Source organism: Thermoleptolyngbya sp. C42_A2020_037, assembly GCF_015272455.1.
GTDB lineage: Bacteria > Cyanobacteriota > Cyanobacteriia > Elainellales > Elainellaceae > Thermoleptolyngbya.
The window spans coordinates 73,657-90,745 of sequence record NZ_JACYLP010000020.1 but is presented as its reverse complement, the minus strand read 5'-3'; the positions used below and the strand labels follow the sequence as shown (position 1 = coordinate 90,745).

The following is a 17,089-nucleotide window of genomic DNA, read 5'->3' as shown; positions in this document are numbered from 1 at the left end:
TCCAGACCCGCCTGCGATCACCCCAGCCATCCCCCCGCTATGAATCAAGTCTGGCGATACCTGAAAACAGGACTCGGCGTGGTGTTTCGGCATCCGCTGACGGGCACTAGCATTATCCCCATTCTGCCCGACGGCAAAATTGTGCTGGTGAAGCGGCGAGACAACGGGCGCTGGAGCCTGCCTGGTGGCATGATTGACTGGGGTGAAGATATTCACAGTTCGGTGAAGCGGGAGCTAGAGGAAGAGACAGGACTGCGGCTGATCAACGTGCGGCGGCTGGTGGGGGTGTATTCGTCGCCTGGTCGCGACCCCCGGTTTCACTCGATCTGCATTGCGATCGCCGTTGAGGTCGAAGGCGCGTTTATGGTGCAAGACCTGCTAGAGGTGGAAGAGGTGCGGGCGTTTGAGCCGACTGCCATTCCTCACGGGCACCTGTCTCACGACCACGATCGCCAGCTTCAGGATTATTTTGCAGGACTGACAACGCTAGCGTAATGTGTAGTCTGGGGTCGGTTCCCCATATCCCGACGACTTCAGACACCTCAGGATGACTCTACCTATTCGCAACGGACGCATTCGCCTGTCCCAGGGACAGATCTTTTGGCGTGAGGTGGGGCAAGGCGTGCCAATCGTGCTGCTCCACGACACCTGGAGCGACGGTGGCGAGTGGCTAGCGGTGGTAGATTTGCTAGCCGAGCAGTATCACTGTTTAATGCCAGATTTGCTGGGTTTTGGCGAGTCGGAGCGGCCGCGGCTGCATTATTCTGTGGCGCTGGAGGTGGACTGTCTGGCGGAGTGGCTGGAGGCGCTGCGGCTGCGGCGGGTCTCTCTGGTGGGCGTGGGCGTAGGGGCTTGGGTGGCGGCGAGTTTTGCGCTAAAGCACGAAGAAAAGGTGGATGGACTGGTGCTGCTGGCTCCGGAGGGGGTGAAGGTGGTGGGGAGCGAACAGCGGTGGCGCGGTAGGCGATCGCTCCTCTCCCGTGTCCCTCTAGCCCGCTGGCTGCTGAATCTGGTTGCGCCCGTCGCAAGGTTGCTGGGTTGGCGCAGCGTGCTAAAGCTGCAAGAACGGGTGCGCCTATGGCGGCGATCGCCCGCAGCCAGCCAAATCTTGTTCAACCGTCGTCCGGTGGAAATTCAGGCAGAATACATCGGCGGCACGTCTAGTGGCTCGACCAGCGGCCCGATCAGCAGCTCGACCGGAACCCACGGACAGCATCTCTCCTGGCTCAAAGTACCGCTGCTGCTGCTGCAAGGCGACGCAGAAAGCTCCCTCATCGCCGCCCAGATTCGCGCCTACACCGATGCCCCCCGGGCCCAGGTGCAAACGCTGCCGGGCCAAGATTTATTGCAAACTGCGCCAGACATCGTCGCCCGCTCAATTCACGCTTTTATGCGGAATAATATCCGTAGCAATGGCTGATCTGCCGCGCTGTCAGGCGTTTGTCGCCGCTGCGATCCTGAAGTTAATCTGAAGCCTGAAGAACTGTAATCCAGCACACTAATCCAGCCGTACTGAGCGATGTAGGTTGCAGCTAGCTGTCTCTAAGGGTAGGTGGGTGCGTTTAGATTTAGGTATTAGATTTTAGGTATTAGATTTAGGGAATGGTTCAGGTAACGGTGTGTTTCGCGTGTTTCAACCTCCCTACGCACAACCTCCTTACACCAACCTCCTTACACGAAGGAACCCACACATCAAGAAATGCTATGAAGTGATGAATTTCTTAGCCGCTTAAGGCACGTTTTCAGTGGTGGATTCAGTGTGCTGATCTGGCAGGTTTCACCGGAGCAGCCCTCATCCCCCAGTTGGCATCGTGGTTCGAGCATCTCTTTCACGACATCTCCGTAGGAATGACTGGACATATGCATGTAGAGGACGATCGCACTGGAATGGAAGTGGGCACGCTCAAGCGGGCCCTGGCAGATAACCTGTACTGCATCCAGGGGAAAGACGAATACTTTGCAACGGCCTACGACTATTACATGGCGCTGGCCTACACGGTGCGCGATCGCCTCACCCATCGCCGCATCAAGACCGCCCAGACCTATTTTGAGCGCGATGCCAAAATGGTCTACTACCTCTCCGCCGAGTTCCTCATTGGGCGGCTGCTGATCAACAACCTGATCAACCTGGGTATGTATGACCAGATGCGTCAGGCCCTCAAAGAGTCTGGGCTAAATCTGGACGATTTGCTAGAGCGCGAAGAAGAACCGGGCCTGGGCAACGGCGGTCTGGGTCGCCTGGCCGCCTGTTTTCTAGACTCGATGGCGACGCTGGAAATTCCCGCAATGGGCTACGGCATCCGCTACGAGTTCGGCATCTTCCGGCAACTCATCGCCAATGGCTGGCAGCACGAATGCCCCGACAACTGGCTGCGCTTTGGCAACCCCTGGGAAATCGCCCGCCCCGATTACATCGTTGAGGTAAAATTCGGCGGACACACCGAAGCCTTTACCGACGACGAGGGCAACTACCGCGTTCACTGGATGGCGCGGAACACGGTCTACGGCACGCCCTATGACACACCCGTTCCGGGCTACCACAACAACACCGTGAACACGCTGCGGCTGTGGAGCGCCCGCGCTGGCGAAGATTTCAACTTCCAGGTGTTCGACGCAGGCGACTACACTCAAGCTGTTGCCGACAAGACCTTCTCGGAAAACATTTCCAAGGTTCTCTATCCCAACGACAACACGCCCCAGGGCAAGGAACTGCGGCTCAAGCAGGAATATTTCTTCGTCTCTTGTTCTCTGCAAGACATCATTCGCCTATACCTGCGGAAGCACGACAACTTCGACGCTTTCCCGGATAAGGTGGCAATCCAGCTCAACGACACCCACCCGGCAATCGGCGTGGCGGAACTGATGCGCCTGCTGATCGACGAACACGGGGTCGAGTGGAACCACGCCTGGGACATCACTCGCCGCACCTTTGCCTACACCAACCACACGCTGCTGGCGGAAGCACTGGAGAAGTGGTCGGTGAACCTGTTCCGCAAGCTGCTGCCGCGCCACCTGGAAATCATCTACGAAATTAACTACAAGTTTCTGGATGAGGTGCGATCAAAGTATCCTGATGAGCCGGAGCGCCTGGCCCGCATGTCGCTGATTCAGGAAGGGCATGAGCAGATGGTGCGGATGGCGCATCTGGCCTGCGTCGGCAGCCACACGGTCAACGGCGTAGCGGCGCTGCACACCGAACTGGTGAAGCAGGAACTCATGCATGACTTCTACGAGCTGTTCCCGGAGAAGTTCCAGAACAAGACCAACGGCATTACGCCCCGGCGCTGGCTGCTGATGAGCAATCCGGCGCTGTCAAGCCTAATTACTGAAAAGATCGGCGACCGTTGGATTACAAACCTGGACGACCTGCGTCGGCTGGAGGAATTTGTTCATCACGCCGATTTTCAGCAGCGCTGGCGCGACATCAAGCAGTTCAACAAGCAGCGGCTGGCGGATCACATTCTCCGCAACAACGGCATCGAAGTCAGCCCCCATTCGCTGTTTGATGTGCAAATCAAGCGAATTCACGAATACAAGCGGCAATTGCTGAACGTGCTGCATGTGATCACGCTCTATCACCGGATGAAGGCAAATCCCGGCATGGATATGCTGCCGCGCACGGTGATTTTTGGCGGCAAGGCGGCTCCGGGATATTTTATGGCCAAGATGGTGGTGAAGCTAATCAACTCCGTCGCTGACATGGTGAACCATGACCCCGACGTGGGCGATCGCCTCAAGGTGATTTTCCTAGCGAACTACGGCGTGTCCCTGGGTGAAATCTCCTATCCCGCTGCCGACCTGTCGGAGCAGATTTCCACCGCTGGCAAAGAGGCATCGGGCACCGGCAACATGAAGTTTGCGCTAAACGGGGCGCTGACCATTGGCACGCTGGACGGCGCAAACGTGGAAATTCGAGAAGAAGTGGGTGCAGAAAACTTCTTCCTGTTTGGACTCACTGCGCCCGAAGTGCTGGAGATAAAAGCCAAGGGCTACAACCCGCAGCATTTCTATCAGGGCGATGAGGAACTGCGCCAGGTGGTGGATTCTATCCGCTCCGGCTACTTCTCACCCAAGGAGCCGGATCTATTCCGGGCGATCGTGGACGCACTGATGCACGGCGACGAGTATATGCTGATGGCAGACTACCGCGCCTATGTAGACTGCCAAGATTGCGTTAGCGAGGCCTATCGCAACCAGGACGAATGGACGCGAATGTCGATTCTGAACGTAGCTCGGATGGGTAAGTTCTCATCCGATCGCACGATTCGGGAATACTGCAACGACATCTGGCACGTCCAGCCGATGAGCGTGACGCTGGGCGAATATCGCTCAGAAACGGCAGGACTTCGACAGATCTAGGGGTTGGGGTTAGGAGTGGTAAGGAGGGTGTCTGAGAAGTTTTAGCGAAACAAGAAAGGCCCTCATCCGGTAATACTGCAATCGTTTTATAAATCCACTCCTTAGCAGACCAACGCCCCGGCCAATTCGTCGAGAATCGCCAAAAAAAGCCTCCGATGACTGACGGATCACCGGAGGCTTGTCTTATATCAAACGTACCAACTTTGGGCTAGTCGCCTGATATTTCGCTAAAACAATTCGGATTCAGAGAGGGCATCGCAGCCGCACGAGTGCCAACACTGGAATTTTTTTGGAAAGTAATCTGGAAGTATTGGGAACTTTGCGTAGAATTTGCGGGTTTGACTGTAAGCCGTCTGACCAGCTCGATCGCCCGTCCGCAGAAATTCTTACGCCTGTCTGGAGTAGTATTCCACCACCAGCAGTTCATTGATCGATAGCGCAACCCATTCCCGGTCAATCACGCCGTTCACCTTACCAGTCAGCTTGTTTTTGTCAAACTCCAGGTGGCTGGGCAGGTTTGCCAAACCGGGGAACTGGAGATTTTCTTCTACGAGCTTCCGAGAGCGATCGCTGTCTCGCACGCCGATTTCCATACCGGGCTTGCACTGGAAGCTGGGAATGTCTACCACTCTGCCGTTGACGGTGACGTGGCCATGATTCACCAACTGACGCGCTGCTGGAATAGTCGGAGCCATGCCCATGCGAAATACGGTGTTATCCAGCCGCATTTCCAGCAGTTGCAGCAGCGACTCGCCTGTAGAACCAGAGGCGCGACGAGCTTTGCGAACATAGCGAAGCAGTTGACGCTCGGTAAGACCGTAGTTGTACCGGAGCTTTTGCTTCTCTTCTAGACGGACGGCATACTCAGTCCGCTTTTTGCGGGCCTGACCGTGCTGTCCGGGGGGATATGCCCGCTTGGGGCTTTTGCGCGTCAGTCCGGGCAGTTCTCCCAGACGGCGCACCACTCTGAGGCGGGGACCTCGATATCGTGCCATTAGATTCCTCTCCGAAATGCTTTCCCAAAACTAACATTGTATCGCTTTATCTGCGAAGTGAAAAGATCAATTTTGAGGGCACCTTGGAAGCAAAGAGAGAGGAACGGAGGGGGATTCGATGGGGTGGCGCTCTACCCGTCTCTCTCCGGTTACTCAAAATCAACTGGCATACAGAACACGCAGCAAGGTTCCGTGGGAACTGTAGACTATGGACTGAACGATTCAGCGCTGGAGTGGACGAGTATGCAACCGCTAATCATTGCCCACCGGGGCGCATCGGCAAATGCCAAGGAAAATACGCTGTCAGCGTTTGAGCGGGCGATCGCCTTTGGGGCAGACATGGTGGAGTTTGACGTGCGCCGCACCAAAGACCGCGTGCTGGTGATCTACCACGATGCCGACGTGAACGAGAAGCCCATTCGCAAGCTGACCTACACTGAACTGCAAACCCTCGACCCCGATATTCCCACCCTGACAGAGGTCGTGGATTTGTGCAAAGGAAAAATCCGGCTGGATGTCGAGCTAAAAGAGGCCGGCTACGAAAAGCAGGTGATGGAAATCCTCAGGCCAGCCTTCGATGCTGAGTCGATGGTGGTTACGTCGTTCCACCCCTTTGCCATCCGCCGCATCAAGCAACACTACCCCGACGTTAAGGCGGGGTTTTTATTTGGTCATGGTACGGTTAAGTTTTGCAAGTCGTTTCGGCTGAATGCGAAGTCGGTGCGCGATCGCGTCCGAGAAATGCGAGCCGATTTTATTGCCCCAAACTGGCAACTGCTGAGCCATAGCCTGCTGTCGCAGGTGGTGATGGGCGATCGCCCAGTTTGGGTGTGGACGGTGAACGATGAGCCGCTGATGACGGATTTGCTGGGCGATCGCCGGATTCAGGGCATCATCACTGATCGGCCCGATGTGGGAATGCAGATCCGCGCGGCGCATCCTGATGCAGTGCTGGCGGGGCGACTCTAGCGCGATGCCCGAACCATCAGCAAAAGTCCGGCAGCGAGTCCAAATAGGTTGGGAATCCAGGCCCCCAGCACAGGGGGCAGGGCCCCAGCTTGGGCGATCGCCCCAAAAATGAAGTACAGGATATAGTACGCAAAAATAATTAGAATACTAAGGGCGAACCCAGTTGCTCGCCCAGCCCGCCGCAGTTGTGACCCCAGCGTTGCCCCTACCAGCCCAAAGACGACGCAGACAAACGGCAGCGAAATCTTCTGCTGAATTCGCACCCTCAGTTCGCGAATTTTGCCCAGGTTGCCCGCTGGCTCGATGATCTTCAAATATTCCCGCGATTCGGCGATGTTCATTTCGCCATAGTCCTTGCTGCGCTGGGCCAAGTCGAGGGGCGATCGCGGCAGGGCGAGCTGCTGCTCGGTAAACCGCACAATATTCCGAAACGAGCCATCCGGCGACACCACATAAATTGTGCCGTTTTCAAAGTCCCAGGCGCTCTGCTGCGGATTCCACTGGGCCGACTCGGCACTCACAATTTGATTGAGTCCTTCCCGTGAAAAATCGAGAATCGTCAGCCCCCGCATCCGTTTGCCGTCAAACTCCTTCGAGTAAAAAATTCGCGCTAGGGCGCTTTCGCGGCTGCCATCCGGCTGTTGAACCTGTTGAAACTCCTGATAGAGAATATTGCTCTCTCGATATTCTACCTGCTCCTGATTCAGCGCCGCCCGCAGCGTTGTCGAAGCCCGCAAATTTGCCGCAGGCACAATCGACTCGTTAAACGCAAACATCAGCCCCGTGATCAACAGGCAAAAAATCAGCGCAGGCAGCATCAAGCGCTGGGTGCTAATGCCGCAGCCTCGCAGCGCCACCAGTTCGCTATCGCTCGACAGCCGCCCAAAGGTCATCAGCGTGGAAAGCAGCGTCGCCATCGGCAGCCCATACACAATGAATTCGGGAAACTTGAGGAGCAGCACCTCGATGGCTTTGGCAATCGGTAACCCCTTTTCAACCACCTGGTTCACTAGATAGAACAGACTATCCACCGATACCCCAATTGAGGTAAACGCCCCCACCCCAAAGAGGAACGTTGGCAGCAATTCTGAAATGATGTACCGATCCATCACCGGAATCGGCAGAAGGCGCTGCCACCAGGGCTGGCGGGGCTGGTAGGGGCGAGTGAGGGTGGTCATAGGAAGGGGTGAGTTTTGTGCAGGAGAAGAAGGTGCAGGGGAAGAAGCTGAGGGAGAATAGCCTGTTGCAGGGGGTCAGGGGGGTTGGAGGTGCTTTTGGAGCCGCTTTCGCATCAGAGTAATCCGGCTGTCCCCTCCCCACCCCGCCATGCTCTAACCCGCTCAAGGCTGAAAGCTATCGCCCAGGTAATACTGCCGCACCAGGGGATTGGCGTAAAGTTCTTCGGTGCTGCCGGAGGCGAGGATTTCGCCATCGCGCATGATGTAGGCGCGGTCGGTGATGGCGAGGGTTTCGCGGACGTTGTGGTCGGTGATTAGGATACCAATTTGGCGATCGCGCAGGGTGGCAATAATCTCCTGAATTTCGGCAACGGCGATTGGGTCAACGCCTGCAAAGGGTTCGTCCAATAAAAGAAACTGGGGCCCGTGGATGCCTGCGGCCAGGGCGCGGGCGATTTCGGTGCGGCGGCGCTCTCCGCCAGATACGCGGTTTCCGGGTGTCCCTGCAACAGTTTCCAGGCGAAATTCCTTGAGTAGTCCGCGGAGCCGAGCCTCATGCTCTTCGGCAGGTACGCCGGTTTGTTGAAAGACAAGCAGGATGTTGTCACGCACGCTGAGGTTGCGGAAAATGCTTGGCTCTTGGGCCAAGTAGCCAACGCCCATCCTGGCGCGTTCCTGAATTGGCAAACGAGTAATTTCCTGATTGTCTAGCCAGACGCGGCCTTGGTCTGGGCGCTCGATTCCCGTTGCAATATAAAAGGTGGTCGTCTTGCCAGCCCCGTTTGGCCCCAGCAGCCCTACCACTTCGCCTTGCCCAACTGAAAGGCTGACGCGATTGACTACCTGCCGCCGCCCGTAAGATTTATGAATGTTCTCTAAGACAATCTTCAACGGCGTACTCGCAGCAGATGGAATCAGCCAATGATTTTATCAAACAAGCGGCGGTTCAGAAGGCAGGAGTGCCTAAATCTACCCAAACGGGTTATCCGTCTGACCCCATGAGTAATACGCAAATCCAAATTATTCTGGACTTTCAGGAAGCTTGAATTCTGGTTTGGGATTGAAAGCGGGCGGTGCGGCGGGGTTGCTGCCCGTGGTGGGGTTGGGGTCGGGCACGATGTAGATGGCTTCGACCTGCTGCCCGCGATCGGGGAGGGCGAGGAAGCGCCCTTCGTCCACTAGGTACGTGACCACCTCGCCACGCAGGCTGTTGCCCTCTTGCAAGACGTAGACATTGCCGCTGAGGACGATGCGGCGCTCGCGGCTGAAGTATTGTGCCTGCACAGCGGTCGCCTGGATCTGTCGGGCGGGGTAGGTGATGCGGACATTCCCCCGCGCCGTGATGACCCCAGTGACAGCGTTGGCTTCGGTAGTGTCTGCTTCGAGACGGAGGGGCTGGCCAGCCGGGGGCGGGGCCTGCGCGGTGGCAGCGTGGAAGGCGGCGGTGGGCAGCGTCAGGGCGATCGCCAACCCAGTGATCCACATCTGTTTCACATGTTTCGCATGTTTCGCCTTCGGTTTTGCTTCCTGCGTTGCCCGACGTGCGCCTGCTGTGGCAGTGCTAAGAAAACGAGAGAAAACCATCATTGGGTTGCCCGGTGGTGAATTCAAAAGCCAGTGAAATCGAACCGACAGCGTTCTGAACGGTCATGGTGCCCCTGCAAAATATTAGCAATATTAGCGCTGTGCCCCTCAGTTCGAGATCCGCAGAGTCCCAGCTTTTCAAGGGAAAAAGACGCTAGAGCGCCTTAGAAGGTTCCTCAAAAAGCTTCCCAAATCGATCTTCTGAGATGTTCCCTCAAAAAATTCTCTGAGAATTTCTTCAAGGGCGATCGCCCTTCTACACAGATCCGCAGAGCAACGAATCGACCAGGCTTGTTTGGCACTATCTCACGGGATGAATTGTAGGCAGGCATGGGGCCTCGCAGTCTGGAGACGTGGAGAGCGATCGCCATAGCTCCGTCGCCTGTTCTGGCCCGCGCTGCTGCAAGTCCTCCAAGATCGCCGCGCTTTGGTGAACCAACTGCTCCACATCGACCCCGCCATAGTCTGGTGTATAGCGCCCCAGTCGCCGCAGCCCCTCACCCAGCAGCATTGTTGCCCCACGCCCGTTGCCATTGCTGAGGTGATAGAGCGCCACCGCAATTTGCAGCACACCCTGATAAAACGTCCGATCTGGCTCCATTGCTTCCATCCAGATTGCCTCTAGGGTGTCATGACACTCATAGAATTGACGATGATTAAATTGCTCAACCCCATCCCAAAATGCTGCTTCAAGCATATTTTCCCGAATCAATTCATTGGATTAAATTCACTAGATAAACCAAATTATCAACGGATTAACAGTAAAGCTTTCTCGATATCAAGAGGCAATTGATAATGTAGTTGCTCTTGATACAAAATCTCTACGGTCAAACCCTGAAACACCTCGATTGAATGCCTGTAGCATTTCCATCGGGCACGAACCCGCAAGACCCTAATTGAGCTTTTCCTGGTGCGTTTATTTGTCGATTAATCTACCTCTTATAAAAAAGATTTACAAAATATCTATCTGTGTCCTATCCCCCCTGAGGGCATTGAAATCTGGGGCACAACCAGATTAACTGTGAGTGTTAAAAAGCACTGTTGAAAGACCTGCGAAATCTGCTTTAAATCTGTTTGTGTCTCAAGGCCGTATAGCTTGATTACATCGCCCGGTTTAGCATAGACAGAGTTCCAGCAATCCGTCGAGAATCTGAAGTGAATCTGAAGATTTATTTCTCCCAGGTCTTATCTAAGATACTGTGTGGAGGCTGCTATATTCGACAAGAAACTCAATATTAATTCAAGATTTGGCAAGCATCGTCAGGCATAGCTTGAACGGCGAGTTGAATCATCACAAAAAGACATGCAAAAAAGTATGTGGAAGAGTTATTTGAACCAATCATTCAAATCGTCCCTTAGATCATCGGTCAAAAGTGCTGGGTTTGCGCTGCTGGCAGTTGGACTGCTTTCTGCCTGCTCTGGTGACGATGCGCCTCAAAGTAATGCCCAGCAGGGAGAAACGCAGGCCCAGGCGCAAGGTCAGGGGACTTTGCAGATTCAGGCCAACGGCGAAGATTTTGTGCGTCAGGGGTTTGTGTCCAAGGATGGGTGGGAGGTGTCTTTCGACCATGTGTATGTCAATCTAGCGGATATTACCGCTTATCAGACTGATCCGCCGTTTAATCCCGAAGGCGCAGACCCCATCCGGGCGCAGCAGCAGGTGACGCTGCCTGGCGAAGGAACAGTTGACCTAGCGGCAGGCGATGAAAATGCAGACCCGATTCTGGTGGGAGAGGTGGCGGCTCCGGCGGGTCGCTATAATGCGCTGTCATGGCGGATGGCGAACGCCAAGGACGGCCCTGCCAAGGGCTATGCGTTGGTGATCGTGGGAACGGGCGTAAAAGATGGGCAAACGGTGAACTTTACCCTCAACCTGGATCGCGAAATGACGTTTACCTGTGGGGATTTTGTGGGGGACGAACGCAAGGGCATCCTGGAGGCGAATAGCAACGCCGACCTGGAAGCCACGTTCCACTTTGACCACCTGTTTGGGGATGGCGATGCTCCGGCAGATGATGAACTCAACATGGGAGCGTTGGGTTTTGAGCCGATCGCCGCGCTGGCTCAAAATGGACAGGCTAGGGCCGACTTGAAAACCCTAGGCGCGAGCTTATCTAAGGAAAACCGCGATTTGCTAGACCGTATCTTGCCCTCGCTGGGGCATGTGGGCGAGGGTCACTGTCGCCAGTCTTAGCTTGTGTATCCTGAGGTTTGGAGCGATTTGGGAACGGTTCAGGAGCATCCGGATTAGGTCTGACTGGGTGGAATCTGGTTCCTTGAATCCGATTTGAGTTGTCAGCAGTTGAGTGAGCTAAAGTTGGGCAGTTTACGGCGAGGTTTGAGTATGAATGACCAGAGAGCGCAAGGGGTAGGGCGCTTGTTGAAATACTTTTTCAGACAGCTTGGGACGCGGCTCGCCCTACGGTTTGGGGCACTGCGATTTGGGTTGCTGGCGATCGCCACGGGGATAACCATCGCCAACTTGTCTGCACCGGCCCACGCCCACGGGGTTGATATTACCTATCAGGAGACGCGGGCGATCGCCCTGGAAGCTCGCTACGACGGTGGACAGCCCATGTCTGGGGCCCAGGTTGCGGTCTTTTCGCCCGCCGATCCGCAAACCCCCTGGCTGCGGGGCACGGCCGATGAATCCGGTCGCTTTCTCTTTGCGCCTGACCCGTCCCAACCTGGCAACTGGGAGGTGCAAGTGCGGCAGGCAGGGCATGGCGAAATTTTGGTGATTCCGGTGGGGGGCGATGCGGTCGCGGAGGCTGGTGAACCTGCATCCGCTGCCACCAGTTCCCCTGAAACCAGTTCCTCTGCAATCAGTCCCCCAGGATTGCGCTCCGGCGGCGGGCTAAATCCAATTCAAAGATTCGTCATGGCGGCTTCGGTCATCTGGGGTTGCGTAGGAACGGCGCTGTTTTTCTCTCGAAGACCCAAGGCTCACAATGCACATACCTGATGGTATCCTCCCCGCGCCCGTCTGCATTGGTGGCTATGCGCTGGCGGCCCCGCTGCTGGGTTATGCGCTGCGGAAAATTAACCGAATGCCAGACGTGACGGAGCAAATCCCCAAGGCATCACTGCTGACGGCAGCCTTTTTCATTGCGTCGTCCATTCACATTCCGATTCCGCCAGCAAGTGTGCATCTGGTGCTGAACGGGCTGCTGGGCGCGGTGTTGGGCTATTTTGCGGTGCCTGCGATCGCCATTGGGCTATTTCTGCAAGCGGTCATGTTTGGGCACGGCGGCCTGACGACGCTGGGCGTTAACACCGTGATGATGGGCTTTCCGGCGCTGATAGCCGCCTGGGTGTTTCGACTCCGTCATCAGTTTGGGCGGCGGCTGGGGGCGCGGCGGGCAGATCTCCTGTTTGCATTTTTGGCCGGAGCCATTGGGCTGGGGCTGGCGGCAATCATCTTCTTTGGGCTGATTTTGGCGACGATTCCCGGTGGACTGGATGCTCAGGCAGAACGGGTTGCCGTCTACGGACTCGTCGCGTCGCATGTTCCGCTGGCGCTGATTGAGGGCGTGTTTACGGCAATGCTGGTGGGCTTTTTGCGGCGGGTCAAGCCAGAGCTGTTACAAGACCCGACTCGATCTGACCCGTCGGCGTTGCAGCCAGCCAGCCAGCCCTCAAAAAAATCGACGGGCGGGAGGGCCGCATGAGGCTGGTGATGGATGAGTTTGCCCATCTCGACTCGCCGATCCACCGCTGGGAGCCACGCTGCAAGCTGCTGGGGCTGGTGACGCTGATGTTTGCCTTTGCGTTTGTGGAGCGGGGCTGGCTGGTGCCCGTGGTGCTGGCGATCGCCCTCTTGCTCTACGGGTTGTCTCGGCTGCCCCTCTCGTTTCTGCGATCGCGCCTCCGCTATCCAGGCTATTTTCTGCTGGGCGTGGTGGCGCTGCTGCCGTTCTGTTCGGGGCAGACCGTTCTGTGGCAACTGGGGCCGGTGGCGCTGCGTCAGGAAGGGCTGTCTGCCATGCTGCTGATTGCGGGGCGATTTTTAGCCATCGTCATAACGGGCTTTATTTTGCTGGGCACAACGCCGTTTCTGACGCTAGTGGCTGCGCTGCGATCGCTCGGCCTGCCGCCCGTGCTGGCCGACATGACCCTGCTGACCTACCGCTACTTATTTGACCTAGCCGAAACCCTGGCTACTATGAAACTGGCCATGCGGCTGCGCGGCTTTGGGCAAGTTCCATCGGGCGATCGCCATCGGAAGTTCTCCATCCCTTTCCTGCCCCGGCGAACCGATCTGGGTAACTTATCTGCTTTGGCAGGGACCTTACTCATCCGCAGCTATGAACAATCTGAGCGCGTCTACAAAGCCATGCGGCTGCGCGGCTACGGCTATACGCCCCGATCCAGCGCTGCACCTGTTGCCCACCCCAAAACGACGTTTTCCAACCTCCGTCTGGCTAGCGTCATGGGGCTGGCGGGCGCGGTTGGTCTGGCGATCGCCCTTCTGGGGCTGGGATTCGTCCCCGTCTCCTCCGGCATTCCTCAATTTACCCATCTTCTATCGTTTCGCTAGCTCGCTGCTTCATTTCCAACGCGCTAATCCTGACTCAATGACCCAAACCGATCTCCGCCCAACCTGCTCTGACCCTGTTTGCGCCTCTATTCCTGACGCGCTGACCGTGGCAAATCTCACCTTTGCCTATCCAGGGCAGCCCTGCACATTGCAAGACGTGTCGCTGCGAATCGCAGACGGCGAACGGGTCGGCATCATCGGCCACAACGGCTGCGGCAAGACGACGCTGTTCACCCTGATGTGTGGGGTGCTGCGCCCCGACGCAGGCGAGATTTTCCTGTTTGGAGAACCTGTGCTGCCAGGACAGTTTCATCCAGGCGTGGGGCTACTGTTTCAATCGCCTAACGATCAGCTTTTCTCGGCATCGGTGTGGGATGATGTCGCCTTTGGCCCACAGAATATGGGCCTGTCGCCCGAAGAGGTGGCCCAGCGGGTGCAAGAGGCGCTGATGCTGACGGGTACGGCCGACCTCGCAGCGCGACCGCCGCATCACCTGTCGGGCGGGCAAAAGCAGATGGTGGCGATCGCCGGAATTTTGGCCATGCGTCCCCGCGTCGTGTTATATGACGAACCTTCTGCCAGCCTGGATCTCCGCACCCGTCGCCGCCTGATCCAGTTTTTGCAGCGTGCGCCCCAGACCTTGCTGATCGCGTCCCACGATCTAGAACTGGTGCTAGAAGTGTGCGATCGCGTCATTTTGTTGGACGAGGGGCGCATCATTGCCGACGGCGACCCGCGCCAGATCATGGGCGATCAGGAACTCATGGAAGCGCATGGTCTCGAAAAACCCCACTCCTTAATCCCCCACATCCTGCCGCACCACGACTAGTCTTTCATCTCCCATTTCCCAGATTATTTTGAAACAAGATCGCACATAAAATCGCTAAAACCATTGCCACCTTGCGGACGGGCAATCCAAAATCGCCAATCTAAAATCCAAAACCAATTCCAAAGACTTATTCCCCTGTGGAAGCGTTGAGCATGATGCTGCGATAGTGAGATTCGACCAAGTGGTGCTGCGATCGCCCGGTTTCCGGGTTTAGCGGCTGCTGTCGCAATGCTCGGTACAGCGCGTGGGTGTCCACCGTTTGCACCTGGCCCCCTGCCACCCGTAGCCGCCCCTGCACCCACACTGCATCGACAACCTGCGTCGGTCGTCCCAATACCAAAAGCTGGAGCGGGTTGGTGCGCGGCAGCATCGAAGGATGGTCGAGGTTGTAAAGCACCAGATCCGCGTCCATTCCAGGAGTAAGGCTGCCCGTGCGATTGCCCAAATTCACGCCCTTTGCGCCGCCGACGGTCGCCAAGTGCAGCGCCCGCTCCGGCGTTAGCCAGTTCTCGTAATCGCTGTCGGAAACGGTATGCAAAATCGTGCCTAGCTTGATCGCCTCCAGCAGGTTTTGGGCATCGTTGCTAGCGGCTCCGTCGCAGCCAAAGGATACATTTAGCCCCGCCTGCAAACACTTGAGAATGGGAGCCACACCGCTCCCCAGGCGCAAATTGCTGACAGGATTATGCACCAGTGTCGCCCCTGTGGATGCCAGCAGCGGAATATCGGCCTCGTCAATCCAGACCCCGTGAGCTAGAGACGTGCGCGGCCCCAGGCAGCCCAGATTGTAGAGATGCTGCACTGCACTAATTCCATAGCGTTCCTGGGCAAGACGATACTGTGTGCGGGTTTCGAGCAGGTGAGTATGATAACAAAGCTGATGGCGATCGCCCAGTTCAGCACAACCCGTCAGCAGTTCGTCCGAGCAGCGATGGAAACCCGTCGGCCCTAGCCCGATGTAAATGCCCTCGTCGGGAGCGTGAAATTCGTCAATCAGCGTCTCCATCAGCGCCAGCCACTCCGCCGCAGACCGGGACGAAGCAGACTGCGGCAACAGGCAGCCCTTTGGAAAGCCCGACGCAAACGGCAAATCCTGAATCAGCGGCGCAATCACGGCGCGAATGCCCACCTCCCGATAGCCGCGTACCAGCGCCTCTACCGTCTCCCGCTCCTGCCCCGGAATCAGATACGCATGATCCATCAGGCAAGTGCCGCCCGACAGCAGCGTATCCACTGCCGTACTCACTGCGCCCCAATAGAACTGCTCTAACTGCCGTGGCGTGGAATCAAACACGTTTGCCAGCCACAGTTCCAGCGGCAACTGAGGAATCAGCCCCCGCTGCCACACCTGAGAAGAATGGGTATGTCCATTCACAAAACCAGGGAGCAATAACTTATCTTCTCCGGATACAATCTGCTGATATGGCAACGGGGAGAGTGTTCCTGCTGGCGTAATGGTGTGAATTTGCGTGTCGGCTATTAGCACATCGACAGACTCCAGGTGATCGCCCTGGAGCGCCAGCACAGACTGAATCAGGGTTTGCATAAATTAGGATTGGAGGTAGAGAGTCGGGGGTGAGAAAAGAGTAATGGGATCACACTTCAGTTAGGTATGGAGTTGCTTCTGAAGACGGGTTGTAGGACTTGATCAGAGCAGCCAACTGGCGACGCATCAAAATACCTGGCTGATCGGAGGGAATGTGCTGTTCGGCCGCAATATCGATCGGTGTGTCATAGTCGGTCGATTCCAGCACCCGCTTATCTTCGTCTACCACCTGTCGGTCAAACGCAATGATGGATTCGGCGCTGGCATCGGCTTCAGTATCATTGCGAATGCAAAATTGAACGATTTGTGACGTGCGATCGCTCACGGGGGTTGCTGCTGTAAAAATCAGGTGCATCAGCCCATTGGGATAAGTAATTTTCAGCGTGCGGCTAAAGGGGGCATACCAGGTTGATTCGACCTGCCGCACCGTGAGCGTGTCGGGAATGTTCAAAAGCTGCTGCTGGATTGGCGGATTCACCACGGGCACCGTCGCATAGACCTTCAGACCCAGTTCCAGCGACACAATCTCCGACTTGGCGGGCTTGGGCTGTTCCGTCACCCCAAAGGATTCTGCGTGAACAATGCTGAAATGGGCATTGTCAAACGAGTTTTCCATCACCCGCAGCCCGCTGCACTGCCAAGGCTCATAAAATTGCGGAATCAGGCGATGTTCGGCAGCCTCGGCTTCAGGGATTTCTGGGATAGGCAGCAGCGGATCGTCCGACAGGCAAACCCAGGCATAGCCGTAGCGTTCGGCACACTGAAACGCGGGGACGCGATAGGTCTTGGGAATCGCCGCGCCAGGACCAAGCTGGGGTACGTCGGTGCAGGCTCCTGTGCCGTCAAACGACCAGCCGTGATAGGGGCAGCGCACGCAGCCGTTGTTGACAGTGCCCATCGACAGTTTTGCTGAACGGTGACAGCAGCGATCGCCCAGGGCCGCAGGTTTCCCGTCTCGATCCAGCCACAGCACGAGCGGTTGCCCCAGCAGAGTAAAGGATCGCGGCCCGTCCATCAGTTGGGCAAGCGGCATGACGGGATACCAGAAGCGCCGCAACACAGGTTCTTGGGTTACAAGCATGAACAGTT

At 56.6% G+C, this 17,089-nt stretch carries 16 protein-coding genes; 9 read left to right on the top strand and 7 right to left on the bottom strand.

The window, feature by feature from the left end; genetic code table 11:
• Positions 1-39 precede the first annotated feature (39 nt).
• From IGS16_RS06465 to IGS16_RS06455, 3 genes are all read left to right on the top strand, one after another.
• Positions 40-495, top strand: a complete 456-nt coding sequence (locus IGS16_RS06465) for an NUDIX hydrolase (protein WP_068507673.1) — start codon at positions 40-42, stop codon at positions 493-495.
• 52 nt (positions 496-547) lie between these two features.
• Positions 548-1,420 (top strand): alpha/beta hydrolase, encoded by an 873-nt coding sequence (locus tag IGS16_RS06460; RefSeq protein WP_297084336.1) that lies wholly within the window; start codon positions 548-550, stop codon positions 1,418-1,420.
• 428 nt (positions 1,421-1,848) lie between these two features.
• Positions 1,849-4,359, top strand: coding sequence for a glycogen/starch/alpha-glucan phosphorylase (locus IGS16_RS06455; protein ID WP_297084334.1), 2,511 nt, complete (start codon positions 1,849-1,851; stop codon positions 4,357-4,359).
• Positions 4,360-4,745: 386 nt separating this feature from the next.
• Here IGS16_RS06455 and rpsD read toward each other — a convergent pair whose 3' ends face one another.
• On the bottom strand, positions 4,746-5,354 hold the full coding sequence (gene rpsD, locus IGS16_RS06450) for a 30S ribosomal protein S4 (protein WP_172354951.1): 609 nt from the start codon (positions 5,352-5,354) through the stop codon (positions 4,746-4,748).
• Between the two features lie 192 nt (positions 5,355-5,546).
• On the opposite strand from rpsD, the gene IGS16_RS06445 reads away from it, so the two are divergent.
• Positions 5,547-6,323: a glycerophosphodiester phosphodiesterase gene (locus tag IGS16_RS06445; protein ID WP_156434849.1), complete on the top strand. Its 777-nt coding sequence runs from the start codon at positions 5,547-5,549 to the stop codon at positions 6,321-6,323.
• Here IGS16_RS06445 and IGS16_RS06440 read toward each other — a convergent pair.
• From IGS16_RS06440 to IGS16_RS06425, 4 genes are all read right to left on the bottom strand, one after another.
• Positions 6,320-7,432, bottom strand: a complete 1,113-nt coding sequence (locus tag IGS16_RS06440) for an LptF/LptG family permease (RefSeq protein ID WP_068515870.1) — start codon at positions 7,430-7,432, stop codon at positions 6,320-6,322. The genes IGS16_RS06445 and IGS16_RS06440 overlap by 4 nt on opposite strands.
• A 231-nt stretch (positions 7,433-7,663) precedes the next feature.
• Positions 7,664-8,392, bottom strand: coding sequence for an LPS export ABC transporter ATP-binding protein (gene lptB / locus IGS16_RS06435; protein ID WP_068507664.1), 729 nt, complete (start codon positions 8,390-8,392; stop codon positions 7,664-7,666).
• 129 nt (positions 8,393-8,521) lie between these two features.
• Positions 8,522-8,986 (bottom strand): LptA/OstA family protein, encoded by a 465-nt coding sequence (locus tag IGS16_RS06430; protein WP_172354955.1) that lies wholly within the window; start codon positions 8,984-8,986, stop codon positions 8,522-8,524.
• Between the two features lie 400 nt (positions 8,987-9,386).
• Complete coding sequence (locus tag IGS16_RS06425; RefSeq protein WP_297084332.1) at positions 9,387-9,782, bottom strand: DUF309 domain-containing protein; 396 nt, start codon at positions 9,780-9,782, stop codon at positions 9,387-9,389.
• 633 nt (positions 9,783-10,415) lie between these two features.
• On the opposite strand from IGS16_RS06425, the gene IGS16_RS06420 reads away from it, so the two are divergent.
• The 5 genes from IGS16_RS06420 to IGS16_RS06400 all read left to right on the top strand — a co-directional run bounded on the left by IGS16_RS06420 (position 10,416) and on the right by IGS16_RS06400 (position 14,454).
• On the top strand, positions 10,416-11,279 hold the full coding sequence (locus tag IGS16_RS06420) for a DUF4382 domain-containing protein (protein ID WP_297084330.1): 864 nt from the start codon (positions 10,416-10,418) through the stop codon (positions 11,277-11,279).
• Between the two features lie 150 nt (positions 11,280-11,429).
• Positions 11,430-12,050 (top strand): carboxypeptidase-like regulatory domain-containing protein, encoded by a 621-nt coding sequence (locus tag IGS16_RS06415; RefSeq protein ID WP_297084327.1) that lies wholly within the window; start codon positions 11,430-11,432, stop codon positions 12,048-12,050.
• Complete coding sequence (cbiM, locus tag IGS16_RS06410; RefSeq protein WP_297084325.1) at positions 12,037-12,756, top strand: cobalt transporter CbiM; 720 nt, start codon at positions 12,037-12,039, stop codon at positions 12,754-12,756. The genes IGS16_RS06415 and cbiM overlap by 14 nt, the downstream gene beginning before the upstream one ends.
• Complete coding sequence (cbiQ, locus tag IGS16_RS06405) at positions 12,753-13,625, top strand: cobalt ECF transporter T component CbiQ (RefSeq protein ID WP_297084323.1); 873 nt, start codon at positions 12,753-12,755, stop codon at positions 13,623-13,625. The genes cbiM and cbiQ overlap by 4 nt, the downstream gene beginning before the upstream one ends.
• 37 nt (positions 13,626-13,662) lie before the next feature.
• Positions 13,663-14,454, top strand: coding sequence for an energy-coupling factor ABC transporter ATP-binding protein (locus IGS16_RS06400; RefSeq protein WP_297084322.1), 792 nt, complete (start codon positions 13,663-13,665; stop codon positions 14,452-14,454).
• 127 nt (positions 14,455-14,581) lie between these two features.
• On the opposite strand, the gene IGS16_RS06395 is transcribed toward IGS16_RS06400, so the two are convergent.
• Together IGS16_RS06395 and IGS16_RS06390 are read right to left on the bottom strand one after the other, a co-directional pair.
• Positions 14,582-16,000, bottom strand: a complete 1,419-nt coding sequence (locus tag IGS16_RS06395) for an amidohydrolase (RefSeq protein WP_297084321.1) — start codon at positions 15,998-16,000, stop codon at positions 14,582-14,584.
• 49 nt (positions 16,001-16,049) lie between these two features.
• Positions 16,050-17,081, bottom strand: coding sequence for an aromatic ring-hydroxylating dioxygenase subunit alpha (locus IGS16_RS06390; RefSeq protein WP_297084319.1), 1,032 nt, complete (start codon positions 17,079-17,081; stop codon positions 16,050-16,052).
• Between the last annotated feature and the right edge of the window lie 8 nt (positions 17,082-17,089).